This is a genomic window from Paenibacillus sp. S28, assembly GCF_016624415.1.
GTDB lineage: Bacteria > Bacillota > Bacilli > Paenibacillales > Paenibacillaceae > Paenibacillus_AQ > Paenibacillus_AQ favisporus.
On the sequence record NZ_JACVTM010000003.1, the window covers coordinates 559,224 to 586,109 of the forward strand.

The window sequence follows — 26,886 nt, forward strand, 5'->3', positions numbered from 1 at the left end:
TCATCCGCTTGCCGTGTAACATAAATGCACCCCTTACTGTTCGATTTGTCATTCAATCACACTTCCTCCCTTCAACGGCATATAGAGCAGGAAGCCTGGCGGCATGCTGTGTTTTCCGCTCCATGGAGCCGCTTACTGCTCTTACTTTAAATCTTTTAGGCTGCTTTTACCTGCCAAAAACGAATTTTTTTGTGCCAGAAGTTGCGACCGGTGCTTGTGCAGATACAGACATCCATATTATCTTTTTCATAACAAACCAAGCTTGGCTGCTAGGGTTCACATCAGACCGAAACGGGGGATCGCAATGAAAATCAAATACCAGCACAGGGACCCGCAGTTTCATTTATTCATTTCCACCAATAATACCTATCCTTTGCATCTGCATAAAAACGTCGAAATTGCCATGGTTCTGTCCGGCGACATCCGTGTCCACATCGATCAACAAGAGTACGTCCTCTCCGAAGGGGACATGGCGATCATTTTCCCTAATCAGCCGCACGGTTACCAAACGATAGACCACAGCCAAATCCTGCTGATCTTCTTTGACGCTTCATTTCCGGGGGATTATACAGGAGATTTGCTTCATTATGTTCCGGACCACCCGGTCGTCCATAAACATCCGGTCGTATCAGGCACCCTGACCAGCTTGTACAAGCTGTATCGTGAACCTGGCGACAGCCGATTGCTCAAGGCATACACTTCGGTATTATTAGGGCATGTGCTGCCGCTGCTGTCCCTGAAAAGGGTGGATTATACAAAAGATATGGATCTCTTCCAAAAGATCTTTGCTTATATCGACCTTCATTTTCTGGAGGCCATCAACTTGGACACGCTTTCCAGAAATCTCGGCATCAGCAAGTTCCTCATTTCGCGAATTTTCTCCGAGCAGTTTCACGTCTCATTCCGCGATTATATCAACGGCCAGCGGGCGGCCTACGCCCACATGCTGCTGCTGTCCACTGCCGATGCGGTCACCGAGATTGCGTTTGACTCCGGCTTCAACAGCTTGCGTTCGTTTTACCGCGTCTTCAAAAAGGAATACGGAATGACTCCGAACGAATTTCGCCGAAGCCTCCTGGAGGGGATCCCTAAGAACGAATCGGCTCGGTGAGTGAAAAAGGCGGGGGACGGAAGAATGGGGGAATGACTCCCGTGAATTTTTAAAATGCAGTCAAATGTGATATACTGTTTATGGTATAAACATTTTTTGAGCGCATAATGGCTTAGGACGACTAGGGGGTAGATCTGATGAGTAATGAAGAAGTGACACCGGAAGAAGCGGCGAAGATGCTTCCTGCCGGCGCAGCGCTGAGCTGGGGACTGGTGAAGCCTCCACAGCGGGGGCCCAAGCGGGAGATGAGCATCGACCAGATCGTGTCGAAGGCGATTGAAATCGCGGACCAGGACGGCCTCGCCGCCGTTTCGATGAACCGGATCGCGTCGGCGCTCGGTTTTACGGCGATGTCCCTTTATCGTTATATTCCAAGCAAAGACGACCTGCTCATCCTCATGCAGGATGCGGCATGCGATATTCCGCTGACTCCTGAGCGTCCCCAGCATGAATGGCGGGAGAGTATGCGCGAGTATGTACTCGGAACGGTCGCTATCTTTCGGAAACATCCATGGTATGGGGATATTCCGATCCTCGGCATTCCGATCACGCCTAACAATTTACGGATCGTCGATTGGGCGCTCCGGCCGCTGCGGGACATGCCACTGGACCATTTCGAGAAAATGTCGATCGTTCTTTTGCTGAGCGGCTATGCCCGTCATTGCGGGATGCTCCAGCGCGACATCGACCGGGCCGTTCAGGCGGGTTCGAGCGAGGAGGAGTTCAGCGGAATCAATTATTCGGTGGCGCTTCAGGCGCTGGTCAAGCCTGAACTATATCCGAACCTGTATCCGATCGTTATGTCCGGGGTATATTCGGGTGAGCAAGAGGCCGAAAACACGGTAGGCGATGATTTGGAATTCGGGCTGGAGCGGATGCTGGACGGGATCGAACAGTATTTGAATCGGAAAATGAGCGGCGGCGCATAACCAAATAAAGCTGCAGCTAAAAAAGGCTGCTTCCAGGGGATGATTCCTTGGAAGCAGCCTTTATTCATTTGCGCTGATCTTACGCAGCGGTCTGGACGGCCTTCTTCTGTTCGCGAAGCAGTACGAGCGTGACTGCGGTGGCCAGGAGCAGGATGATGCCGGAGATCAGGCAGGTGGCGTGCATGGCGGTGATAAACGCTTCCCGGGAAGCCTTCATGACCTGCGCCGCAGCATCCGCAGGTAAATGCAGGGCGGCGGCCGATGCGCCAGCAATGGTCTGCCCTGCTGCCTGGGCCGCATCCGGCGCGAGTCCTGAGGGCAGGAACGGGGTGACCGCGTGGCGGTAAATGGCCGCAAGGACGCAGCCTAGGAGCGCGATGCCGAATGCGCCTCCGAGCTCGTTGGACGTTTCAATGAGGCCGCCGACGGCTCCCGCGCGGTCAGCCGGAGCGACGCCCACGACATAATCGGTGACGAGAGTCATGACGGATACGATGCCCGCGGCGACCAAGGCAGCGCCGACGAGCAGCACGGTCAGCGGCGAGAAGCCTTCCAGGCGGACCTGGGTCAGTACGCCGAATCCGACTGCCGACAGGAGGAAGCCGCCGGCCATGACGCGCGGTCTTCCGTAGATTTGCGACAGTTTACCGGCAATCGGTGCCGCTGCCCCGACCACAACAGAAGGCGCCACGCTCCAGAGGGAAGCGACGAACGGGGAGTATCCAAGAACCGATTGGAGGAACTGGGTATTGATGAGCGAGCTGGCCATGAGCGTAAACGTAGCGATAAAGTTTACGAGGATCGAACCGCCGGTTCGCCGCTCCATCAGCGCACGGATATCGAGCAGCGGATTAGAGATGGTCAGCTGGCGCCGTACGAACAGGATGCCGATGAGCAGGCCTGCGGCAAGCAGTGCGGCGGGAAGGATGGCCCAGCCGTCTTCCGCCAGCGTCTTCACGCCGTAAGTCACGGGAAGGATCGCGGCGAGCGCGAGAGTCGAGCTGAATACATCGACTTTGACTTTTGCCGTGCTGCGGGACTCCGGCAGCAAAAACGGCGCGATGATGAGCAGCAGGGCCATGGCGGGGATATTGATGAGGAACACGGATCCCCAGGAGAAAGAGTCGAGAAGCAGACCGCCGATAATCGGCCCGACGGTGACGCCGCCCGCCATGACGGCGCTCCAAATGGCCATCGCCTTCGTCCGCTGCGCCGGGTCCTGGAACATTGTGCGGACGAGCGCCAGTGTCGACGGCATGAGGGTCGAACCGGCGATTCCCAGAATCCCGCGGGCCAGGATCAGCGTTTCAGCCGACTGGGCGTACGCTGCGAACAAAGAGCTTAGGGCGAATCCGACGGAACCGATCATCAGCAGGCGCCGTCGTCCAATCCGGTCGCCGACGGCGCCCATCGTCAGAAGGAGCCCGGCAAGGATGAATCCGTAAACGTCGAAAATCCATAATTGCTGGGTGGCGGTCGGCAGTAGATCCGCGGCAATGGCCGGTGCCGCGAAGAACAGGACGGATACGTCCATCGAGACGACCATCAGCGGGAGACAAAGGATACAAAGCGCGATCCATTCTTTGCGGCCGGCCAATTTGGCCGCGGCGGGGGTTGAAATGCTCATTTAAAATTCCTCTCCTTATTGTTTATTATATAAACAGTAACTTTTGAAAACAGTATATTACATAAACAGTATATGGTCAACACAAAAGGGATATATTTTTTCACGGGTACGGGCGGAGTTCTATGGGGCATTGAAGAGCCGCATGATAAACCATATTTTTATTGTTCGGCCCCATTTTTCTATGAGACAATCCGGGATATAATGGGTTCAATCCGGAATCGCGGGAAACCGATCGAACGATATGGAAGTGAAAGGGAGGCGGAAGGCATGACTGAATACGAAAAACCAATCGTGGACATCACTTTGGTCGAGGAGATGATCAGCGAGCATCTGGGTGTTGGAGCGGTAGAAATCACGCCGATGCAAGGGGGGAACTTAAGCCGCGTTTTTTCCTTTATCCATGAAGGTCAAGGGTACGTGATCAAGTTCAGTGACCTGGAGGGGGCGTACCAGTCGGAAATCTACGTATCGAATCTGCTGTCCAGCCAGGGCATACCATTCCCCCGGTGCATCGGACATGGAAAAACAGGGAATCTGGAATATTCCATTTTGGAAAAGATAGAAGGCCGCAATCTGGCGGATTTTTCGGCTGAGGAGCAGCGCCGCCGGCTTCCGGAGCTTATTCGGATTTTGACGCGCTTGAACCATATTGACCTGCGTGGAGCCCATGGATACGGCTGGATCGGGGCGAGTGGTGACGGTGCGTTCCCAACCTGGAAGGATTATTGGGAATCCGTCTATGCGGAAGACCAAACGGGCAGCTTCTGGGAGAACTGGTACGCCTTATTCCATACCTCCTGTTTGGAGAAAGAGGTATTCGATGAGATTTACAGCCGGTTAACGGCTTATTCACACTATAACGAGCCGCACCGCTATTTTATACATGGGGATTTTCACCAGTGGAACATCTTGTCTGACGGCAGCCGGATTACGGGAATTTTGGATTGCAACTGCGCTTACGGCGACTTTCTTGTGGATCTGGCTATTCTGGACCGGCACATGGACGGGCACAACGTCGTACAGACTTATCAGGACCATCAAGCGCAAGCAGGAATCGTCATCCCCGATTTCAATGAGAGATTAAAGGGCGCTTATTATTTCAAAGGACTGGACGGACTGCGCTTCTATGCCAAAATGGGATGGACCGACGCTTATGCATATACTCGCAACTTCCTTCTGGGCCTGGACAAATCATAAGTCTGTTGTAACGGGCTCGGATGGGGCTGTTTGCATTTGTGTTTTGGCAACTCCGAGTGCCCTGTTCCCCCACAGCGTCTGCTCAACAAACGGGGCTTGCTCCGCTCTGCATTGGACGATCAATATCACTTCACCCAATGTAGTCTTGGCCGTTCTGATCCTTTTTCGTTTCACAAGGTTCTTTATTAAATCGTAAACAAATCCAACAGCAAATCCGACAGCTGCTCCAATTATCCCCCAAAAGACCGGACCCCAGTGGAGAACAAATCCTCTGGATACCCCGATGGTCCCGCCCATCATGGCTAGAATAAGCCCAATATCGACTAACGAGGTACCGTCTGTACCGTGCATCGTATCAACCAACTTCATATCCACCGAACGATTATCCAGGGGGACAGCGTAAATATGGACGCCCTCGTTTTCTTTAAGCTTGCTTATAGCAAGCTCGACATAGTGTGAATGCTGAAATGTAGAGAAAAATTGGATTCCCATTAGACTTTTTCTCCCTTATGCAGTACAAAATTTTGCGGCTGATAGTTTTCTTTCAAATAATCGGCTTGTTCCCAATCAAACAGTTTCGTCAGCTCTACGGCATTGGTATAAGAGTCGTACATCGTGAAGAAGTAGATCGAGGGGAAGTAAAGGAACCACTGAACGCCCATCACTTCTCTTGATTTGGGGAAGTTCCCCAGCAAAAAGTAGTGCATGCTTTCAATCATGTTGGAATGAATGACAATCATCACGGTCATAGCAAGCGTCAAAACAGCAGCTAAGATCCGATGAATATACAGTTGTCCAAGACTTGGAATCGTCATTGCCCAGATCAATGCAATCCACGGCTTTTTCTTGTCCAGATAGTTGACCTCAAAGGGGCTCACCGAAAAATTCGGGTATTTGGCATTTTCCCTTTTCGCCAACAGGTGAATTTTATTCAGGTCAACTGCGGTCCGATAGCTGTCCCATATGGCAAACAAATAAACCGGGATATAGAGATATATGTACTTTTCATTTAATACAGCCTTTGCCTGGGCGATATCTCCGTTAAACGAATACATAATGGCCGTATTCAGCTGGGTTTTTTGATTGATATAAAATTCCCAAAAAAACAATGCGAACCCGGAAATGAATTTGTGTAATAAGATGTGGCCGAATCCGGGGAACGCTACGGACCATAACGCTACGACGAGGGGATTACGCTGGTGAAGCTGGATGGTGCCGAACGTCGTTACATAGGCATGATAATAACGGTTTCTATATTTGTTTCTAAAGTTATTCACTTTTCAACGCTCCAATGAAATACAGTTTAATCGAATTTTTTGTCAATTGGCGAAAGATTATTCTTCCTTGGGAGGTATAACGCGATTGGCTTAAAGAGGACATGGAATTAGCGGGATGACTTTGGGGAAGTTTAAGGACAATCCAAACGGACGATGAAACGGTGCAAAAAAAGGAGCTGCATTACTTTTGTCAGACCGATATCCTTCCTTTGAAGAAATCAAAGATGCAGATCGTAAACTTACTGAAATGAGAAAACTGTATTATTATCGCCATGACCTGTTCTCGATTCAATGGTGGTTTTTGTTGGTGCTTTTGATTGTGCCATGGATCATTTGGTGGAAAGTGGCCGATAAATCAAGACTGAAGGATATTTTACTTTACGGTTTTGCAATAACCATCGTTATTGTCCTGCTGGATGATATTGGAAGCGAACTCGGATTATGGTCTTACCCTCATCAAGTCTTCAGGCTGATTCCTCGCCTAAGCCCGATTGATTACTCCGTATTACCTGTCATCCATATGTTGATTTATCAGTATTTTAGAAGTTGGAAGTCTTTCTTTGCCGCCAATGTCATACTGGCCCTAGGGGCTGCCTTCATTGCAGAGCCCTTCTTTGTCTGGATTGATATTTATGACATGGACCATTGGAAATCTATTTATTCGTTCCCGATATATATAGCTAAAGCCTGTTTTGTTAAGTGGTCGCTGGAATTCATGCTATCCAAGGCAAACCAATCACAACAAAAACCTGCGAACTAAAAGAAGGCATTGAGCCCGCTTTAAGTTCCAGGATACAATATCGATATACTGAATAACGCATCGAAGGCGGATTCGATGCGTTATTTTATGGTTTGTTATACGATTCCACTTTCTGAAACCGGTTAGCTTAACCTTGGTGAAAAGGCGGAGCTGTGCGCATAGATTACTGTTGTCCTTTGGCAAGAATCCGGAAGGTAATGCCGAATGGATCCGTCACATTGCCGTAAGCGGGACTGAAGAAGCTGGCTTCAAGCGGCGTATTCACTTGACCGCCCTGTTTCAAGGCATCAAAATATCGGGTGGCCTGATCTTTGTCATCGGTTTGCACGACGATAGTCACTGGCGAGCCCTTTTGGTAACTGCTGCTGGTAACAAGGTCGGACAATTGGAGCTGCGATTCACCGATGACCAAGACCGCAAAGGATATCCAGTCCTTTTTCTCCGGCGGCAGCGGGGACTCCGGATTTTCCGGTAAATCGCCCAGCCGTTGTGCATAGACAATCTTGGCTTCCAGCGCTTTGACGTAAAAATCGATAGCCTCATTTGCTTGACCATTCATTTCAATAAAAGGGATTAAACTCGTGCTCACAACAATCATCTCCTATACATGTTTTTTATCGGGATACCGACGGACCTTTTATTTGGCAGCGGGATTCCCTTCACTACCAATGTCGTTCGCCGGCAGGTAAACGTGACCGTTAAAGTTAATATATTTTTTTGCGATTTCGGTCACATCCGTTAGATTTCTTACGACATATTAGTAATAAGGAAAAGGAAGGGTTGGGGCGCGTGAACGATCACAACTGGCTTGCAGAACAGTTTGAATCGCATCGGAATCACCTTCAGTCGGTGGCTTACCGAATACTGGGATCACGGAATGAGGCGGATGACGCCGTACAGGAGTCATGGATACGTCTTAGCCGTTCGGATATGAGCAGCGTGGAAAATATCGGGGGATGGATGACGACGATCGTCTCGCGGGTCTGTTTGGATATGCTCCGAGCCCGTAAATCACGGCATGAGGATCTGACGATAGATCGTGCACCAGAGCCGGTTACCCACTTCCGTGACGGAAGCGACCCGGAGTATGAAGCGCTGATGGCCGATGCTGTGGGGCATGCCATGCTTGTGGTCTTGGGAACATTAAGTCCCGCCGAACGAATCGCGTTCGTGCTGCACGATATTTTCGGCATGTCTTTCGCGGATATTGCTTCCATCTTGGAAAGAAATGAGGCGGCAGCCAGAAAGCTTGCCAGCCGTGCACGTCAACGGGTGAAGGGGGATGAATCGGCTTCAAGAGCCGAAGAGCTCAGGCGCAAACGGGAGCTGGTGGATGCATTCCTTGCTGCATCGCGCGCCGGAGATTTTGAGAAACTTCTCTCTATCCTGGACCCGAATGTCGTGACACGAAACGATCCGGCGTTTCCGCCGGCCGCAAACGCGCCGGTTGTTGTTCACGGTTCGCAAGCTGCGGCCAATCAATTCGCCGGCCGTGCCCAAGGTGCCCAGCCTGTGCTCGTGAACGGTTCCGTAGGCGCCGTTATAGGTCCGCTTGATCGAATCCTGTTCGTACTCGTATTTACGGTAAAGAATGATAAAATCACCGAAATCGAAATGATTGCCGATCTGGCGCGCCTGCGCCAGCTTGACCTGGCCTTGTTGAACGATTAACGGGTATAAAGAACACAGGGAAAAGATCATTGAAGCAAGGAAAAGGCACCGTTTGCAGCCATAAGGCTTGCAGCGGGTGCCTTTTTTCTTGCCAAAACCCGGTCAGGTCAACCGGTATACTCTGGCTTCATAGGGGCGCAGTTGAATGCGGTCTTCTTCCGCGTCAGGCGGCAGATCGTAATTGCTAATCAGCAGGTCCCGCGACATGCCCCGCAGCGTTTTCGGCCATTCCATTACCGGCGTGTCATCAAAAAAGTTAAGGATGACCAGGACGGTGTCTTGCTCGAGCGTACGGGTGTAAACATAGAGATCCGGATCCAATGGAAGCAGCAGCTTGTACTCTCCGTAGATCAACGCTTTATGAGTCTTACGCAGGGAGAGCATCCGTTTGTAGTAATGATAGATGGAATCCGGGTCCTTCATCGCCGAAGCCACGTTCACATCCGTATAATTGGGGTTGACCTTGATCCAAGGCTCGCCGATTGTAAAGCCGGCTTGAGGCCCGTCGTTCCACTGCATCGGGGTGCGGGCGTTATCCCGGCTCTTCGCCTGGATGGCAAGCATCGTCTGGTGGATCGGCTTGCCTTGAAGATGGGACTGCTCATAGTAATTCAAGGTTTCCACGTCCCGGTAGTCGCCGATTTGGTCAAAGGCTGCATTGGTCATCCCGATTTCTTCGCCCTGGTAAATGTATGGCGTCCCTTCCAGGGTGAGCATGAAGGTGGCCAGCATTTTGGCCGATTGGACGCGATACTCCTTGTCATTGCCGAACCTTGAGACGGCTCTGGGCTGGTCATGATTGCCGAGGTAGTTCGCATTCCAGCCCTGGTTATGCAGTGTAGTCTGCCACCGGCTCATTATTTTTTTGAGCTCAAGCAGCGTCCATGCCCGGGATTCCCACTTACCGGTGCCGTTTGAGGCGGAGTCCAGCGTCATATGCTCGAACTGAAACACCATGTTCAGCTCATGGCGTTGGTCTCCCACATACTCCAAAGCCTGCTCCGGGCCGAGTCCCGAGGTTTCGCCGACTGTCATGATGTCGTAGTCCATCAGCACTTCCTCGTTCAGCTTTTTGAGCATAAAATGGACTTTTTCCAGGTTGGAAAATAGCTGGTACGCCCTCACGACAGGGAGATGCTGGGGATTGTCGGCATCCGGCAGTCCTTTCGCCTTTACGATGTGGGCGATGGCATCAAAGCGGAAGCCGTCCACGCCTTTTTCGAGCCACCACCGGATCATTTGGTACAATTCATGTACCATTTCTTCGTTTCTCCAGTTCAAATCGGGCTGATGCTTGGAATACAGATGCATATAGTATTCGTCCGACTCCGGATCCATCTCCCACACCGAGCCGCTGAAATAGGACTCCCAGTTGTTCGGGTACAGGCCGTTGACTCCTTTGCGCCAAATATAAAAGCTTCGCTTGGGGTTGTCGGTCGACAATCTCGATTCCTTAAACCAGGGATGCTGGTCGGAGGTATGGTTCAGCACGAGGTCCATCATGATTTTCATTCCTCTGGCATGGGCTTCTTGCAGCAAATCATCGAAATCCTCCATCGTGCCGAATTCAGGATTGATCGCGTAATAGTCGCTGATGTCATATCCGTTGTCTTTACCGGGAGACTCGTAAATCGGGCAGATCCAAATGACGTCGATCCCGAGATCCTTTAAATAATCCAGCTTGGAAATGATTCCGCGAAGGTCGCCTTTGCCATCTCCATTGGTATCCATGAAGCTGACGGGATAAATCTCGTACACGGCGGCTTCTTTCCACCAGGTTTCGTTCATGTGCGCATTCCTCCTGTCCGTGCATGATACAGGTTGTATGGGGAGTTAACCGTGTCCCCCTTGAAAAGCGGGGTATTTGGTCATCCCGCCGTCCGCAAACAGGGTAATGCCCGTAACATAACTGGACTCGGAGGAGGCCAGCCAGGCGGCTGCAGCGGCGATTTCCTCCGGCTTGCCGATATACCCGAGCGGGATCAGCGCCTCAACGCTTGCTTTGGCGGCAGGATCGGAAAACTTGGCGGCATTGATCGGCGTATCGATCGCGCCGGGACCGAGGCTGTTGACGCGGATTCCCTTCGGCGCAAATTCCAGCGCCAGCGTTTCCGTCATCATTTTTATCCCGCCCTTGCTCGCGGCATAATGCACGAAATGGGGCCACGGAATCATCTCGTGCACGCTCGAAACGTTGATGATCCGTCCCTTGATCCGGTGTTCCAGCATGTAATCGATCGCCTCGCGGCAGCCGAGGAAAGCCCCGGTCAGATTCACGTCCAGTACCTTGCGCCAGTCCTCCAGCGTCAAGTCCTCCGAGGGGACTTCGTTTTCGATGCCCGCGTTGTTGACCATGACGTCCAGCGAGCCAAAATGCTCATGCGCGGCGGCTACCAGCTTTTTGACATCCTCTTCACGGGTGACATCGCCATACACGCCTATCGCTTGACCGCCGCTTTGTTCAATCTCCTGGATGATGGAATTCACTTCCTGCTCGCCGCTGCGGTAGTTAATGACCACATTCATCTTTTCCCGACCGAACCTCAGCGCCATAGCCCGTCCGATGCCGGAAGAAGCTCCGGTAATAATGGCTGTGTTGCCTTCAAGATCCTTGTACACAATCATTCCCTCCTGTCGTCCCATCAAAATGACTACAATAGTATTTAACCGGATCGGGCATGGTTCAACAGGACGGGGTCATAACTTCCGTGGAAGAAACGGCATTATAATATCTGAATCAGTCTATGAGTCATTATCATTTGACAATATCGTTCGGTAGGTGTAATTTATAACTAACCAGTTAGTTATAAATACTAATGGCGCATACTAAGAGAGTGGGAGAGGATTCTATAATGAATGATCGTACTTGGCTGATCACCGGCATTAGCAGCGGCTTTGGACGTCAAATGACGGAGCAGCTTTTGAAACGTGGGGAACGGGTCGCGGGAACGGTCCGCAATATGGAGGCTGTGAATGATTTGCAAGCAAAATACGGCGACCTATTATGGGTTTCCAAGCTGGATGTCACCGATACGTCCGCCATACACCGGGTTGTGAACAACGCTTTTCATGATCTAGGCAGCATTGACGTCGTGGTCAACAACGCGGGATACGGCCTTTTCGGCGCGGCAGAGGAATTGACAGATGAGCAGATACGCCATCAGCTTGAAACGAACCTGATCGGATCCATCCAGGTGGTGCGCGCGGCTCTTCCTTACTTGCGAAAACAAGGCTATGGGCGAATCCTCCAGCTGTCGACCGTAGGCGGTCAGGCGGCTTTCCCGGGAAGTTCTTTGTATCATGCGAGCAAATGGGGAATTGAGGGGTTTGCCGAATCCGTCATGGCTGAAGTTGCCCCTTTTAATATAGGCGTCACTATTGTGGAGCCGGGCAGTGCAAGGACGAACTTCCGGTATCAAAGCTCCACGCTGGCACCAAAGATAGATGCTTATGAGGTCTCCCCGGCCATCCATGCGCGGCGGATTATCGAAGAAGCCAAGGCACCCTCGCTAGGGGACCCTGCCAAAATGGCTGCTGCGATGATCAGAAGTGTAGACCAGAATCCGGCGCCTAAAAGAATCGTGCTGGGCAGCGACGCATATTCGACGATTCACAAAGCTCTTACCAAGCGGCTGGCGGAATTGGAACAGCAAAAGGATCTCGCTTTTTCAACCGATTTTAACTGATTTCCATATGAACATAATAAAACAAACAAGCGTCCTGACGATTCAGGGCGCTTGTCTATTGGCGGCTATTTCCACTTTTTATATTCATTTGGCGTGACGCCGACCACTTTCTTAAACAGCTTATTAAAGTAAGCGGGATCCGCATATCCTACCTCCGCTCCGATTTGGTGCACCTTCATGTTCGTCTCGGTACGCAAAAGGCGCTTGGCGTTTTTCAGACGCACGTCGGTGATGTACTCGGTCAGCGTCAGACCGGTCTCCTGCTTGAACAGCTTGCTGAGGTAGCTCGGTGTCAGATACACCATGGCCGCCAGGGTGTTCAGATCGGCATGCTCGCTGTAATGCTCGGCGATCCAGCGCTTGACGATCTCTACGGCTTTACCGCCCATCTCGCTGCGCAGTCCGTACACTTTTTCCAGCGCCGACCTGAACGCCTCCACAAAACAATCTTCCATGTTGGAGAAGCTCATGCAGGCTCGCAGCTGCGTCTCCAGCCGGGCGCGGGCTTCTTTGCTCCGAATCTCCCGGTACTCCTGCACTTCTCGGCATGCCATATCCTCCAGTTGACTGCAGACGCGGACGATCGTCCCGGTACCTGCACGCTGCTCTTTCAGCCGCTCAAAGCACTGACGGACGCATTCCAGCACGGCTGGAATATGGAGGAGCTGAAGCTGCTCGGCAAGGTTCATGCCGCGGACGGCATCCTCGGCTTCGACGATATCTCCGAAAGCTTCCCCGGCATAACCGGCGGCATAATATAGGCTCGACTCTGAATATAGGCCCAGGTCACAGGCTTGCATGGCTTCTTCATAGGAGGCTCTGAGTTCGGCAGTGCCGTTGTGGATGCGGCTGAATCCGATATGAACCGCCGTTTCCTCTTCGCTTTGTTCCTCCGCGCCGCCCAGCTGACGGGCGATCTGCTTCAATTGTTCATGCTCCGGAGCTTCCGGAAAATAAAAGACCCAGGCGAGCATGCGCTCCTGGACCGAGATCCAGTCACAGACGAGCTCCGGGTGCTGCTGGATCCGCCCGGCTGCGGCTTCCAGCGATCCGCCTTTCTGAACGAACGTGGCATAACAGGACAGGGGCAGCCCGGTATCTTCGGATAGATAGGGGAGGGGAGACTCGCTCAGAAAACAGGAATGAAGCAGCCGCTTGCGGCTCAAGGCTTCTTTCTCAAGCGAAGACTGATGCTCCTCGTCCAATTGGTACAACAGCTCAAACAGCTGCTCTTTGTTGATCGGCTTGAGCAGGTAGTCGACCGCGGAAGCGCGGATCGCTTCCCTGGCATAGTTAAATTCGGTGAAACCGCTCATGAGGATGGAACGGATATGCGGGCGGGCAGCCTTCAGCTGCTTGATCAGGTCTAGACCGTCCACAATCGGCATCCGGATATCGGTAATGACCACGTCGACCTCCAGGCCGGGAAGGCTCTCCAGTACATCCTTGCCGTCCGGAAACTGCCCGACTACACGGAAGAGGCCGCTTTCCTTTTCGATCATGCGCGACAGGCCTTCGCGAATCAGAACTTCATCGTCCACAATCACAATTCGAAGCATATTTCTCTCCCGCCTTTGCTGTAATGATGTTTACTCTTGGTCTTCGTCGGGGAGTTCTTCCTTAATGCGCACAATGACCCGGGTTCCGTGCCCGGGCTCACTCTCCACTTCAAGACCGCAGGAGCCGCCGTAATGCAGTCGTACCCGCTCGGCCACATTATGCAGCCCGATGCCGAATGCACCGCCCGAGTCGCCGTGCTTCAGGCTGCGGTTCAGCTGCTGGACGGTATCCGCATCCATGCCGACTCCATCATCGCCAATCACGAAGACGACGTGGTCCTGTTCGCGCAAAGCGGTGATGGTGATGGTGCCGAGTCCGGGCTTGCGCTCCAGCCCATGAAAGACCGAATTTTCCACAATCGGCTGGAACACCAGCTTGAGCACCGACAGGCCGAGGTAGGGCTCAGGCACATCCATGATGAGCCGGAATTTGTCCGGGAAGCGGATGGCCAGCAGGTCGAAATAGTTGCGGACATGCTCCAGCTCCTGCCGGATGGTCACCGGGTCCCCGCTGCGGACGATGGAATACCTCATCTGATTTCCCAGCAGGTAGGTCAGCTTGGCGACGCGCGGATCGTCGTTGCTCTCGGCCAGCATGCGGATGGACTCGAGCGTATTGTAAATAAAATGAGGGTTGATCTGGCTCTGCAGCGCCCTCATATCGGCGGTCTGCTTGCGTTTTTCCGTCAACTTGATTTCGGTGAGCAGGTCCTTGACCCGCAGAATCATCCGGTTGAAATGGCTGCCCAGCATGCCGATCTCATCATTATATTTTGGCGATATCCAGACGTCGAGGTTGCCGTGCTGAACTTTGCGCATCAGCCGAACCATGGATTTCAGCGGTTTGGTCAAGGCGTGGGAGAAGAAGGTTGCGACGAACAGGGCGATCGCCAGCAGGATTAAGGTCGTAACCATCAGCGCCCGGCTGTTCTGCTGGACCTTGTACAAAATTTTGGACAGCGGAATCGTGACGGACGTCGTCCATCCGGTCTGATCCGACGTGTAGTAGACGGTCAGGTAACGGGTTCCGTGTATCGTCGATTCAAAATGGCCTTCCTTCTGACCCTTGGCCGCCGCCATCAGTGCGGTCAGCCGATCCTGAACCGAATTCGCATCACCGCTGGCGTACACCAGCTGTCCTTGCTCATTCATAATGAGCGAGCTGCCCTGGGTCACCCGATCCATTGGCTCGACGATGCCTTGAAACAGGCGGATATCGATATCCAAGACGATGATGCCGAGATATTGGAGCGAGCTGGCCGAGTTAATGGTCCGCAGCACGCTGATGACATCCATCGTACTGCTGCCGTTGACCGTGATCGGGTGGCGGCCTTCCAGGATCGGACGGGCTCCGCCCGCCTCGCTTAAGAGCTTCTTCCAGCCGGGAAGCTGATTTTCGGCCGACAGATCGTTGATGTTCCCGTTCTTGTCATAAAAAATATTGTCGTACCGGTCAACGAGGTAGACGGCAACGACGTCTTTTTTGGTATGGCTCAGATAGCTGAGAAACATGCCCATGCTCTCGTTCTTGTACCAGTCGGTGTGTTCCTGTCCGAGATAGTACTGCACATCCTTGTTATACAGGGGAAGCGCCGTGTAGCGCTTCAGGTCGTCCACGTACCGGTCGATCGTATCGGAGGCGTTGTCGGCCATCTGTCCCGCGTTGTTGGTGGCGTTCTGAAGCACGGAATTGAACGTGGACCTTGCCGACAGGTAGCTGACATAAGTGATGGGCAGCGATAACAGAAAGACAAATACGAGAATCAGCTTTTTCTCCAATGACAGATTGGCCAGAAAGAGCCATCCCCTGCGTATGATGCGGCCGATTGCGGTACTCATAACCGATAGTCCACTCCCTGATGCTTGTCTTATTTAACCGCTCCGCTGGTTACTCCTTCAAAGATATAACGCTGCAGGAAAAAGTACAATATGACCGTAGGCAAAAGGATGACCAGAATCGCGGCGCAGATGAGGTTCCAATCGGCCGTGTTGACGCCTTGGAACCGCATCAATACAGTGGTGACGACGCCGAGGCTCTGCTTTGGCATGTATAAATAGGGAATGTACATATCGTTATAAATGCTGATCGTTTTCAGAATAATGAGCGTTGCCGTGGCCGGTGTCAGCAGCGGGAAAATGATCGAACGGTAAATTTTGAACAGGGATGCGCCTTCCACCATGGCGTTTTCATCCAGGTCATAAGGGATGTTGCGGATGAACTGCAGGTATAGAATGATCTGGATAACGTCGGCTCCGATGTACAGGACGATCGGGGCACCCATCGTGTTGTACAGCCCTAGGCTTTTGATAATGCCGAATGTGGCAACCTGTGTCGTGATGCTCGGGATGATGGTAGCGACAAGATACGCCCCGAACACGATCGGTTTCAGTTTGAAATCGAACCGGCCCAGGACATAGGCGACCATCGTGCCGAACAAAATGTTCAGCGCGAGCGAGACGACGATAATGATCAGAATGTTGCCGAACCCGCTGAGCAGGCCGCCGCGCTCGAACACGACCTTGAAATTTTCGAAATTCAAAAAGTTATGGGGCAGTGACATCGAGCTGCTGCTGTTAAATTCATCCCTCGATTTGAATGCGTTGATGATGACGACATAGGGAGGGAACAGGACGACGAATACCCCGATGAGCAGGGTCAAGTATTTAATCAGGTCCTGGATCCGGAATTTGGATGAATGCATTATTTATTTCCTCCTCTGCTGAGCACAAGCTGCTGAACGGCCAGTACGATGACCACAAAGAACAACAAGATGACGCTCATCGCCGAGGCCAATCCATAGTTGTTGTAGGCGAAGGCCGTTTCCACGACGCGCTGCACGTAGGTCTGGCTCGCTCCCGCTGGTCCGCCTTTGGTCAGCACAAACGGAAGGTCGAACACTTCGAGCGCGCCCGTCACGGTCAGGAACAGGTTCAGCTGAATGACCGGCTTCATGTTCGGCAGCGTGATTTTCCACAGGGTCTGCAAAGAGCCGGCACCGTCGATTTTCGCCGCTTCGTAAATATCCTTCGGAATGGCCTGCAGGGAAGCGATGTAAATGACCATGTTGTAGCCCATGAAGCGCCACAGTCCGGTAGAGGCCAGCGCATAGTTGACAAGCCCTTCCGTGCCAAGCCAGCTCGTTTCGCCAAGATGCTTCAGTCCAAGGCTGGAGAGAAACAGGTTCAGCGAGCCGTTGGTCGTGTCAAACACGTATCCGAACATAAAAGCGACCGCCACGCCGTTCATGATATAAGGCAGAAACAGCAGAATCCGGAACACGTTCCGGCCGCGCAGCCGGCTGTTCAGGACGACAGCAAAGTAAATGGCGATGATATTCTGGACGATTCCCATCGCAAAATAAGCGAAGTTGTGCTCAAACACTTTGAAAATATCCGAATTGGAGAACACTTCCCGGTAATTGTTCAGGCCGACCCAAGGCTTCTCCGGGCTGTAGCCGTCCCAGTTCGTAAAGCTGTAATAGATCAGCTTGATCGCCGGGTAGTAGGTGAAAGTGGCTAATAGAATTAAAGGAATCAGTAAAAAAGAGACGATAATGATCGTCTTCTGTTTGCGGTACGAGAGCGTTCCGAACATGCTATACCTTCTTTCTGCAAACTTATAGGCGTTTCTTGGATGCAAGCCGACAGCAAAGCGGATTACCTCCTAAGGCGGATAATCCACTTTGCCGGGCTATTTCTGTAAGCAGGCGTTATTTGCCGAGGTCTTTCTTGGCTTTGGCCCACGCCTTGTTCCATTTATCCAGGACGCTTTGCGGATCCTTGGCAAGGACGAATTCCTGAACCATGGCAGGCAAATCGATCTGGGCTTTATTGAGGATGTCGGTAACCGTCGCGTCGTCCGGTGTGCCTTCCTGAAGCTCCACGCCGGTAGCCTGAAATTCTTTCAGCTGGGCCAGCTTGGACTCTTTGTCTTTCAGTGGCGGGATGAATCCGGCGAAATCTTCGTAACCGGAATCTTCGATCATCCATTTTACGAAAGCTTTGGCAGCATCAACGTTTTTGCTGTTTTTGGATACTGCATAGAAGAAGTCAGGGCTAAGGGCGGCGCGCAGCGTGCCGGAGTTGTCATACGGCAGCGGGAAGAAGCCGACGTTGTCCGAAGTCGTTCCTGCTCCGACGACTTGATTGATGACCCAGTTGCCAAGGAAGTACATGGCGAACTTGCCGGAGGCCACATCCTTCTTGGACTGCTCCCAGTTGGTGGAGTTGATGTCCTTCTCCAGGTAGCCTTTTTCATTCAGTTCACGGATCAGGCTGAACGCCTTGCCGTAACCGTTGTCCATCGTGAACGGCGTGTCCGTATTCAGCTTCGCGTTCGGGAAGTCCGCATTGTTCTCGATCAGCCGCGGCAGGTCATACACCCAGTTGTTCAGCGGCCACTTATCCTTGAAGTTGGAAGCCAGCGGAACGATGCCTTTTTGCTTCAGCTTTTCACAAGCTGCCAGGAACTCGTCCCAAGTTTTAGGAATTTCCGTAATACCTGCATCGGCGAACGCCTTTTTGTTGTACACGATACCGGATGTGGAGTTGCCAGTTGTGATCCCGTATACTTTGCCTTCATAAGATCTGAAGTCTTTAAACGTAATCTTGTCATCCAGACCGAGATCGTCAAGCGGAGCAAAATACTTCGGCAGGTCGGAGTTCGGAATCGTCGGGATAAACATCACGTCCGGAAGCTCATCACCGGCCATTCTCACCTTGGCCTGCTGGTTATAATCGGTTTGCGAACCCTCGAATTCCACTTTGATATTCGGGTATTTCTCGTTAAAGCGCTTTACATAATCGTCATACTCTTTGCCGATCATGTCGGTGCGGTTGGTCAAAAAGGTGATTTTGCCCGACAGCTCGGTTCCGCTTCCGGTAGATCCGCCGGACGAAGTGCCGGTGGTATCCGTGCCTCCTCCGCTGCTGGCCGAATCATCACTGCCGCCGCTTGATCCGCAGGCGGACAGGGACATGGAAAGCATCAGGATCATAACAAATCCTAACAACGTAACAGATTTCTTTTTCATTTCTACTCTCCCCATTTCGAATATGTTAGCGTTTGCATTGCTATTATAGCTTTTTAAATGCGTTTTTTAAATGTACTCATTTGTTATTTATTGTCTTCTATTATACTAATCACAATAAAAATTAGCGTTATTAATATAACAAAATAATAACAAATTAAAGATTGAAGGAGAAAGAAGAAAATACTGCTAAAGAGAGTTGGCGGGGAATAGCATTATTTTGCTGTATAAAGTGCGGGGGAGAAAGGGGATTGTTCGTGACGAGCTAAAGTGCGTAGAGAAAGGGAAGAAGGGAATGGTGCAGACTTAAAGAGCGAAGAGGAAGGGCGAAGTTGCAGCGCTGGTTCGCCGCAGTCCCGTCGGATCGGTGTATACGTTTTGGCACCAGCAGAAGAACAAACAAGAAAGGAGCCGTCCCATGAGGGACAGCTCCTTTTTGTAGATATAAGAATGTATAAGCTTCGGAGACTAATCTTTCTTATATAGAAAGAAAAACTTTCGCTATATGCGTCTGTCTTCGATGAAAGTATGTCGATGGACGTCCTTCAAAGTCCTTCAAATATTGCACCTTGTTGGCCGTTTATACGCCTTCCGGACGCATGCGGCATACGACAAACGGTTCGTGCAGCGCCCGGAGGGTTGCCGCAAGCTCATCCTCCGGCAGCGCCGGCTCCGAGCTGACATGGTATTGAAATTCGTAAAAGCCGCCGAGCGTCGCTTTAAAATTGGTCTCCCAATAGTTGGTCATCAGCCAGGCGTACGACTCCGGCTTCTCGTCCTCCGCTTGCTGGGTGTGGAGGCGTCTTGTGCCGTACTCCAGCGGGCCCCATTGCATAAGCGGCGTATCCGGCGAAGCCAGGAGCAGCGAGCTTCGGTCATCCTGCCAGGCAATGCCTTCCTGGACACAGGCATAATCGAGGCAGGTGCCCGGAATCTGGTCCTTCCACGGACGCACCAAGCCACCCGGTTTATCCGCATAGAGCGTATCCCTCAAGGTGTCCCCGCTTGTAAAAGGAAGCGAGAGGTAGACGTTCTCCGGGCTCCAGACGCTGTCTTTATGGAAGCGCGCCGACACGTCGACCCGGTTCCGGTTGGCATGGACCCGCAGGAACAAGGCGAAGTAGGACAAGCCGTTCAACTGGTACGTGATTTCTACCGTTGCATAAAGCGGTCCGTTCTCCACGGTGCGCACCGATGTAATACGCCCGGCGGAGCGCTCGGCGTGGAGTCCCTTGCGGTTGCGGCCCATCCGGGCCCGGGTGCTCCATACCTGGGAGGCATCCGTCTCATCCGCCGGCCGGGTGACTTCATAGATCGGGGTGAACGCCCCGTACGGATTGCCGCTGCGCAGCATTTCGGTGTCCAGTTCCTTGTTGAACCAGGAATGGATACCGCTGTCGGACCAGGACAGACGGACGAACGGGGATTCCAGGCCGTTCCGGGTCATGCGGATCGGCGGATGGCCGGCAGAGCCGGAAGCCCCCTGGAACATGTCGTCCATGTCGTACACCTGGTCTGCTCCGATCAGGCGGGTGTTGGTCGTCGTCGTGCCCTGCTGCCGTCCCTGAGCCAACGGGCGCAGAAGCAGGAAGCAGGTTTCCTGCGCCTGCAGCTTGAGCTCGGTGACGATGGTGTGTGGATGGACGGACTGCTGCGGCAGCACTTCGCCGGTGTCCTCCCGCACGACTTCGACACCTTCGCGCAGGGCGCCGGGCTCCCAGCCGTCCAGCTGGAGCGTGACGAGCTCCGTCACTTCGCGCCTGGCCAGATTGCTGACCCGGAACCGGTACGGCCGATCCGGGTACAGCGTGGCGCTGCCCTGCTGCAGCAGCACCTTGTCCAAGGCGCGGTATGCCAGGCGGCTTGCTTCTGCGGCATGCGCCAGCTTGCGGACCTCCAGCAGCTGGACGTTTTTATGCCACGGTTCATAAATGGAGGAATGGTAGCCCCACGTATGCTCGGCATACAGCGCCAGCGCTTCCTCTGTCTCATCGATCTCGGCCCGGCTCAATACGCTTGCTTCAGCGTTCAGCTTGACCGCCTTGCGGAGCGTCCGCTGGGCATCCCGGAAGACCTGGGTATGCATCGGTGTAGAGCTGACGCCGTCCGTCCACCAATCCGGCCAATCTCCCCGATGGACAGGCAGTTCGGCCAGATTTTCCTGCTTCAGGCGGGCAAAAAAGCCGCTCAGGCTGGTCATTTCGATCGTAATTAGGTCGCCATGCTGCTCGTTCCAGGTCTGGATCCATTCGATGATCCGGCTGTTCGGCGCGCCGTTGTCGGTGCCAAGTCCCGAGAGCATTACGGGCACGAACGTATACGGGTACTGCTCGGCTTCCAGCTGCGCCAAGTAACGGCGGATGCGGACCGTGGCGATGCCGTCATGGATCGCTTCCGGTTCCACCAGCTGGTGATTAAACTCGTCGCGGATCATGTATTTACCGAGCGCTCCGGGGCACAGTCCCAGCTCGTTGCCGATCATATAATGCTCCCCGTTCCAGACGAGAAGGCGGCGGCCGTCGCGCGTTTCCCACCAGAAAGGAGCCTGCTTGCGGCCAAGGGCGTACATGCCGTGATGCGTATGGATGCAGCTGAACAAATGCTCGATATCATGGTTCAGCAGGCTGTCGGCATACCCCCAGCCGTATCCATTGATATCCGCGGTCATGGCGCTGTCCACGCGGCTGCCAATCGAGGCGGCGTAGGCTTGGGCTTTGCTGTGAAGGCTGCTGAGCAGCTGTTCGTCCGGAAGCTCCGTCATGTTCAGATAGGTCCCGGACAGCTCGAGGTCGCCGCGGAGGACGGCTTCGGCAAACGACTTTTGCTCCTCAGGTGAGGCCGCCTTCAGAAACTGTTCCACCGCCCAGAACGTTTCGCAGGTCCAGCGGAAGCCCTTCCACTCGGGTTTGGCGCCTGCATGAGCGGCATTGGCGATGCGCAGCGCCTGGCGGATGAAATCGACATGGTACTGCTCGATCTTCTCTTGACGATCCGTATAGCCGAGATCGGTGTGGGAATGGTGAATAGCGTAAATCGTCCACTTGCGGGTGGGCAGCGGTGCGTCGGCCTGTTTTAACTGTTGTTCTAGTGTCATCGTGTATCCTCCTTAAGGGGAGAGTTGTATTGGCCTTCCAGCGAAAGCCGTTTAAGGGAAAAAGGATCCGTATTAGTCAAAAAGCATGTCGGCTCCGTAAAATACCAGCCGCAGCAGATCGTCTTCATACAGCACGGGCAGCCGTACCGGCAGCAGCGCGTCCGTAAGGGAAGGGCCGAAGAGCGGCAGGCTTTTGGCGATCTGGCCGCCCAGGATCAGCCGGTCCGGCCTAAAGCTGGCGGCATACGGGCGCAGCATCCGTCCGAGCCGCTCGCCGTAGGTGCGCCAGACCAGGAGGGCGGCGGACTCGCCCCGGGCGGCCGCGGCGGCAAGGTCGATGACATCATCGCCTTGCCGCCGGGCCTGGAGCGCGTCCGCCAGCGCCAGCACGCCGCGCCTGCCGAACTGGCCGTCGACCGGCGCGCCCTCGAACGTCTCGGCATACAGCATGCCGCTCTCGGGCACGCCGTCCGAGCCGCTGACCGTCCGGCCCCGGTCCATGAAGACCGAGCCGAGACCGGTGCCCAAGGTCAGGCAGAGCAGCCGCTCGCCGGGGTAGCGCTTGGCCGCGCCCATGCCGAACAGGACGGCATCGTTGCCGAAGGTGATGTCCGCATCCGCGAGCGTCCGCATCCATGGGTCGCTGCCCGGCAGCCCGGCGCGGCGGCGAAGCTCCTTCTTGAGCAGCTCACCTACGGGCACGCCGTACAGCTGCTCATATTTGCCAAGCCCCCGGATGCGGCTGATGCCGCGTTCATAATCGAAGGGGCCCGGAAAGGCCGTCCCGATGCGAAACGTCACATCGTGCTCCGGGGTGCCGCTTCCCTTCATGTATGCTCCGGCAAGCCGGATGATCAGGCTGGCGAAATGGGCAATGAAGCTTTCGGCATCCGCTTCCGAGCGTGAAGGCTGCTCCAGATATGGCTCGGGCAGAAGGATCCCGTTCTTCAGCACGCCGCCTTTCATGAAGGTTCCGCCGGCATCGATGGCCAATGTGACGACCGTCCCAGCCGGCGTTTGGCCGGGGTGGCCGATCATACCCGCCCACCGGGCTTCCATTGGTGCGGAAGGAGCGGCGTATTCCAGCCCGGCGAAACCTGGGCGCGGATCAAGGTGCAGGGCCCGGGACCAACCGGCTCGAGCCGGTAGCCGCCGATCGAGGCGGGAACGATGTAGGCTTCTGCATACCCCCATTCCACGGCGGCTTCCTCGTCGCGTTCCGGAATCAAACGGACGCGCTGCCCCTCGACCAGGTTGTACATGACAAAACCGCCTTCGGTATGATCCTCCCACGGTCCGTCCAGACGCAGCCGCTTGACCTGGAACAGCAGGTCGTCCCGCTCGCCGAGCAGCTCCTCGGTGCTGTTTCCCTGCACGCGGCTGATCTTCGGCTGTGCGATCAGATGCTCCCGGACATACGCGGTGTCGAAATCGTCGATCATGTTCTGCTCCGCATGGTCCCGGTTGATCGGACGGGGCAGGCCGTCCTGGTCAAGGCGGAGGTGATCGTAAATTTTAAAGGTAAACCACCAGGTGGTGGACGATATTTCGAGCACGAGGTTGTCCCTGCCGGAAAAATGGACGGCGCCCGGCGGGATCAGAAAAAGATCCCCTTTGCGGGATTCCCATACGTTGACATACTGCCCGATGTCGAGCGGCTGCCGTGTCTCATGGGCCTGATCCACCGCTTGAAGCAGGTCGCTGCCGCCAATTCCCTCCTGGAAGCCCAAGGCAACGATGGGGGAGGACCCCGGCTTTTGCTCCATAATGTAATAGGATTCCTGCTGCGTCATCGTTTCGTTGAACGTCCGCTCGATGTATGCCTGCTGCGGATGGACCTGCAGCGACAGGTTGTCGCCGTCGATCGTATCCAGGTAATCGAAGCGGATCGGAAAATAATCCCCGAACAGCTCCACATTCCGCCCTCCCATGATTTCCTCCGGGTGTGAGGTAAGCAGGAGCGGAAACGGTACTTCGATGACGCTGCCGTTTGCTTCGATCAACAGCGTATTCTCGGGGGCGATCGGCTCGAATGCCCAGGCGCAGTTGCGCCAATCTTCAGGCAATCCGCACAGCTCCTTCAGATACTGTCCGCCCCATATGCCCGGCGCGAAGAACGGCTTGACCCGTAACGGGCGGCGGGCGGCGGCGGCCAGCAGCTCCCTGAGCGCCGGGAGGGTAGCCCAGGCCGGCGATTCCGGCTGATTCATATCGATGTACACATCGTAATCATACAGATGCCGATTCCGATAGTTCTCCCATACGGGCCATTCCAGGAACAGGGCCTGTTTGTATGTCTCGACGGGATCGGCGCTTTCGCCTAGGCCGAGACTGCCCATGCCCATCCGGTGGAGCTTCTGCTGGTACTCTCTGGACAGGTCGCAGTAAACGGAAACATCCGGAGAGGGGCAGAGGAAGAGCGCCCCGGGACCGGCGGTCACGACCATCGGAATCGGGGTTTCGCCGGCTTTGACCGCTTCGCTGCAGATTCTCAGCTTCTGCTGAACGTCCTGGAGCCACTTTTTCCGGGCTCCTTCCTGAAAATAGCCGTCTTCCGAGACGTCGGCGGCGATTTTGCCAAACGCGCGGTTATCGGTCAGATAGGGATGAAACTGCCGCTGAAGATCCTCCGGTTTCTTCATATAACGGGCAGTATCGATTCCGATCCAGGGAATGTCTTCTTCCTCGCAGTAAGTGCGGAGACGGTTCGCCCAGCGGCCGTACTGGGCTCCGTTCGCCGCATCGATCGCGACGACGAAAGCCTCGCCGCCGTGATTTTTGTACATGGCGGTCAGCCGGGCTATTAAGGAATCGTAATCTTTGGAGAAGCCGTCCAGAATAAGAGAAGGTTCCTCGAGGCTGTGAACGGGAATGGAATTGACGGGTAACGGATTAAAGGATGGGGGTACTGATGCAGTCATGGTGTTCCTCCCTCTTGTCTGTCGTTATGTGTAACATTGTAAGACGAGGGAGAGGAAGCGTCTTTAAACGATCCAGAACAGCTTTTGTACAATCAGGACATGTTCGGAGGGAAATGTTCTTTGCCCGAACGCCCTTCGGTGAACTGGGAACGTCTGAATTTCGCGGGGGATACACCGAGCCGGCGGGTAAATATTCGTGTGAAATAATGGACCGACTGAAAGCCGCACTGCGATGCGATGTCCTTGACGGGCAGGTCGCTCTGAAGCAGCAGCTGGGAAGCCCGGCGCACCCGGCGTTCCTGAATATAGTGGACGAATGATTGGCTCAGGTTGGCCTGAAACAACCTCGTTAAATGGCGGGACGAAATATGCAGGTGCCCTGCAACCAAGGCGAGTGTCAGCTCTTCGCCCAGGTTGTCGTCAATGAACAGCTTGGCCTGCCGAAAGAGAGAGTTCTCTTCGGCGGCTGCCACATCCGAGCCAGCTTCCGGCGTGTCCTGCTGCTGTGTTCCGTGCAGGGAGAGAATGGACAGCATCAGGGACATGGAGACGTGGCTGAGTACCGGTTGGAGGGCCGGTTTTGGAGTCTGAAACATAGAGATAAGCGCATCCCACAAATGCCCGGCGGGCTGCTCGTCCGCACCATCCACCACCGGCTGCCCATGCTCGGCCAAGTGCCGGTAAGCCTCCAGATATGGGCTCCCGGTATGCTTTTCATCCACCTCAAAAGCGGCATAGACGAGCGTAAGACCGGTCTCGCTTTGGATCTGGTGCCAGACGCCGGGCAGGGACAAAAAAGCGGTGCCTTTCTTCAGCGGGTATTCTTTGCCTTGTTCGATGTATGCACCTTCGCCGTCCACAACGTAACAGGCTTCAAAGAAGGAGTGGCGGTGCATGGAATTGTCATAGTGCGTGGGCATAAACCCCCAGTACATAATGGCGATGGACAGGCCGGCTTCCTCCAGCCGGGTCAGTTCGCGGTTGCAGATTTGGTTGGCCCGGCGGAAAACGGATTGGATCGTCATGGCAGGCGTTTCTCCTTTGGAATGATAGGTACGGTTCGGCATTCACGAGTGTGAGAAAAGATAGCGGCTTGGCGGTTCAGCCCTTTCACCGCTGTCGGTACTGCCTGGGCGTGATGCCGGTCTTTTGCTTGAACAGCCGGTGAAAAAACTTCAAATCGCTGTACCCGGCCCGGGCGGCGATTTCGCTCACGCTGCCGTCGCTTTCGAGCAGCATACGGCAGGCGGCGTCCATGCGGATGCCCTGCAAATAAGCGGTGAAGCTCATTCCCGTCTGGCGGGCGAACAGCCGGCTGAAATGCCTCGGGCTGAGGCTGGCCTGCGCCGCCAGCTCGCTCAGCCGCAAATCGGAGGCGAAGTGACGCTCTATATATGCGATCGATTCGTCGATCGTCAGCGAGCCTTGGCGCCTGACGGCTGGCGGATCCAGCTGCAGCCGGTGCCGGTACAAGCCGGTCAGCACGCGGACCAGCAGCGAGGTCAGCAGCAGCAGCCAGCCCGGGCTTCGGCCGGCATATTCCCGGTACAGCTCACGGAATAAGGCATGATACTCGCCGCTCTGATCTTTGATTTCCAGCCACGGCATATCCGGTTCCAGAAAGGCGGCGAACACCTCCCGATCACGCGGGAAAGCAGCTTCAAGCTCCCGGAGATAATCGGCAGGAAAGATGCAGTTGTACACGACCAGCTGCCGGTCCTTCCGCGGGGTCTTCGGCCGGAACACATGCGAGAGTCCGACCGGGATGAGAAACAGGCTGCCCTGCTCTGCCGGCCAGGCTTCTCCGCCGATATAATGGACGCCCGAGCCTTCGCTGACATAGGTCAGTTCCACAAACTCGTGCGAGTGTTCCAGCATATCGAACGATTCAGACACGCGGTTGACGTAGAAGGGCACCCCCGGCTCGAAAAAAGCGTCCATCCGCAGCAAGGCCTGGCTTCGTTTTATGCTCACTTGCCTTCTCCCCTCGATGGTGGATTTTCGGAAAATCAACCTTTGCTCCT

At 54.2% G+C, this 26,886-nt stretch carries 22 protein-coding genes; 6 read left to right on the forward strand and 16 right to left on the reverse strand.

The genetic code is table 11. From position 1 onward, the window contains the following. The first annotated feature begins 304 nt into the window (after nucleotides 1-304). Complete coding sequence (locus IAE55_RS11095) at nucleotides 305-1,111, forward strand: AraC family transcriptional regulator (protein WP_200632132.1); 807 nt, start codon at nucleotides 305-307, stop codon at nucleotides 1,109-1,111. Between the two features lie 137 nt (nucleotides 1,112-1,248). After that, nucleotides 1,249-2,040, forward strand: coding sequence for a TetR/AcrR family transcriptional regulator (locus tag IAE55_RS11100; protein ID WP_200632133.1), 792 nt, complete (start codon nucleotides 1,249-1,251; stop codon nucleotides 2,038-2,040). A gap of 79 nt (nucleotides 2,041-2,119) precedes the next feature. Here IAE55_RS11100 and IAE55_RS11105 read toward each other — a convergent pair whose 3' ends face one another. Then, entirely contained in the window at nucleotides 2,120-3,667 is a 1,548-nt protein-coding gene (locus IAE55_RS11105; protein ID WP_200632134.1) for an MFS transporter, read from the reverse strand. A gap of 267 nt (nucleotides 3,668-3,934) precedes the next feature. Here IAE55_RS11105 and IAE55_RS11110 point away from each other — a divergent pair, with 267 nt between their 5' ends. Next, complete coding sequence (locus IAE55_RS11110) at nucleotides 3,935-4,864, forward strand: phosphotransferase family protein (protein WP_200632135.1); 930 nt, start codon at nucleotides 3,935-3,937, stop codon at nucleotides 4,862-4,864. Here the strand turns inward: IAE55_RS11110 and IAE55_RS11115 are convergent. Further along, nucleotides 4,859-5,356 (reverse strand): hypothetical protein, encoded by a 498-nt coding sequence (locus IAE55_RS11115; protein WP_234489438.1) that lies wholly within the window; start codon nucleotides 5,354-5,356, stop codon nucleotides 4,859-4,861. The genes IAE55_RS11110 and IAE55_RS11115 overlap by 6 nt on opposite strands. Then, nucleotides 5,356-6,141 (reverse strand): hypothetical protein, encoded by a 786-nt coding sequence (locus IAE55_RS11120; protein ID WP_200632136.1) that lies wholly within the window; start codon nucleotides 6,139-6,141, stop codon nucleotides 5,356-5,358. Before IAE55_RS11120 ends, IAE55_RS11115 begins: the two co-directional genes overlap by 1 nt. A 187-nt stretch (nucleotides 6,142-6,328) precedes the next feature. On the opposite strand from IAE55_RS11120, the gene IAE55_RS11125 reads away from it, so the two are divergent. Next, nucleotides 6,329-6,901, forward strand: coding sequence for a CBO0543 family protein (locus IAE55_RS11125; RefSeq protein WP_200632137.1), 573 nt, complete (start codon nucleotides 6,329-6,331; stop codon nucleotides 6,899-6,901). 163 nt (nucleotides 6,902-7,064) lie between these two features. Here the strand turns inward: IAE55_RS11125 and IAE55_RS11130 are convergent, their stop codons facing one another. After that, complete coding sequence (locus IAE55_RS11130; RefSeq protein ID WP_200632138.1) at nucleotides 7,065-7,490, reverse strand: VOC family protein; 426 nt, start codon at nucleotides 7,488-7,490, stop codon at nucleotides 7,065-7,067. A 200-nt stretch (nucleotides 7,491-7,690) separates the two neighbouring features. Here IAE55_RS11130 and IAE55_RS11135 point away from each other — a divergent pair, with 200 nt between their 5' ends. Then, the gene (locus tag IAE55_RS11135) at nucleotides 7,691-8,572 is read left to right on the forward strand and encodes a sigma-70 family RNA polymerase sigma factor (protein ID WP_200632139.1); all 882 of its coding nucleotides are present in this window, start codon (nucleotides 7,691-7,693) and stop codon (nucleotides 8,570-8,572) included. Between the two features lie 102 nt (nucleotides 8,573-8,674). Here IAE55_RS11135 and IAE55_RS11140 read toward each other — a convergent pair whose 3' ends face one another. Then, a complete protein-coding gene (locus IAE55_RS11140; RefSeq protein WP_200632141.1) occupies nucleotides 8,675-10,360 on the reverse strand; it encodes a glycoside hydrolase family 13 protein in 1,686 nt (561 codons plus the stop codon). Between the two features lie 45 nt (nucleotides 10,361-10,405). Further along, complete coding sequence (locus IAE55_RS11145; RefSeq protein WP_145024710.1) at nucleotides 10,406-11,191, reverse strand: glucose-1-dehydrogenase; 786 nt, start codon at nucleotides 11,189-11,191, stop codon at nucleotides 10,406-10,408. Between the two features lie 233 nt (nucleotides 11,192-11,424). Here IAE55_RS11145 and IAE55_RS11150 point away from each other — a divergent pair, with 233 nt between their 5' ends. After that, nucleotides 11,425-12,258: an SDR family oxidoreductase gene (locus IAE55_RS11150; RefSeq protein WP_200632143.1), complete on the forward strand. Its 834-nt coding sequence runs from the start codon at nucleotides 11,425-11,427 to the stop codon at nucleotides 12,256-12,258. A 65-nt stretch (nucleotides 12,259-12,323) separates the two neighbouring features. Here the strand turns inward: IAE55_RS11150 and IAE55_RS11155 are convergent, their stop codons facing one another. The 10 genes from IAE55_RS11155 to IAE55_RS11200 form a co-directional block, all read right to left on the reverse strand. After that, on the reverse strand, nucleotides 12,324-13,817 hold the full coding sequence (locus IAE55_RS11155; protein WP_200632144.1) for a response regulator transcription factor: 1,494 nt from the start codon (nucleotides 13,815-13,817) through the stop codon (nucleotides 12,324-12,326). Between the two features lie 30 nt (nucleotides 13,818-13,847). Next, nucleotides 13,848-15,656 (reverse strand): cache domain-containing sensor histidine kinase, encoded by a 1,809-nt coding sequence (locus IAE55_RS11160; protein ID WP_200632145.1) that lies wholly within the window; start codon nucleotides 15,654-15,656, stop codon nucleotides 13,848-13,850. A gap of 29 nt (nucleotides 15,657-15,685) precedes the next feature. Then, the gene (locus tag IAE55_RS11165) at nucleotides 15,686-16,519 is read right to left on the reverse strand and encodes a carbohydrate ABC transporter permease (RefSeq protein WP_076169145.1); all 834 of its coding nucleotides are present in this window, start codon (nucleotides 16,517-16,519) and stop codon (nucleotides 15,686-15,688) included. Continuing rightward, nucleotides 16,519-17,412 (reverse strand): carbohydrate ABC transporter permease, encoded by an 894-nt coding sequence (locus tag IAE55_RS11170; protein WP_145159611.1) that lies wholly within the window; start codon nucleotides 17,410-17,412, stop codon nucleotides 16,519-16,521. Before IAE55_RS11170 ends, IAE55_RS11165 begins: the two co-directional genes overlap by 1 nt. Nucleotides 17,413-17,527: 115 nt before the next feature. After that, nucleotides 17,528-18,850, reverse strand: a complete 1,323-nt coding sequence (locus tag IAE55_RS11175) for an ABC transporter substrate-binding protein (protein ID WP_076169141.1) — start codon at nucleotides 18,848-18,850, stop codon at nucleotides 17,528-17,530. Between the two features lie 577 nt (nucleotides 18,851-19,427). Beyond that, complete coding sequence (locus tag IAE55_RS11180) at nucleotides 19,428-21,941, reverse strand: glycoside hydrolase family 38 C-terminal domain-containing protein (protein ID WP_200632146.1); 2,514 nt, start codon at nucleotides 21,939-21,941, stop codon at nucleotides 19,428-19,430. Nucleotides 21,942-22,013: 72 nt separating this feature from the next. Further along, nucleotides 22,014-22,934, reverse strand: a complete 921-nt coding sequence (locus IAE55_RS11185) for an ROK family protein (RefSeq protein ID WP_200632147.1) — start codon at nucleotides 22,932-22,934, stop codon at nucleotides 22,014-22,016. 41 nt (nucleotides 22,935-22,975) lie between these two features. Next, complete coding sequence (locus IAE55_RS11190) at nucleotides 22,976-24,862, reverse strand: class I mannose-6-phosphate isomerase (RefSeq protein ID WP_200632148.1); 1,887 nt, start codon at nucleotides 24,860-24,862, stop codon at nucleotides 22,976-22,978. Nucleotides 24,863-24,954: 92 nt separating this feature from the next. Next, nucleotides 24,955-25,887, reverse strand: coding sequence for an AraC family transcriptional regulator (locus tag IAE55_RS11195; protein WP_145159601.1), 933 nt, complete (start codon nucleotides 25,885-25,887; stop codon nucleotides 24,955-24,957). Nucleotides 25,888-25,972: 85 nt separating this feature from the next. Then, nucleotides 25,973-26,836: a helix-turn-helix domain-containing protein gene (locus tag IAE55_RS11200; protein WP_200632149.1), complete on the reverse strand. Its 864-nt coding sequence runs from the start codon at nucleotides 26,834-26,836 to the stop codon at nucleotides 25,973-25,975. Nucleotides 26,837-26,886 lie beyond the last annotated feature (50 nt).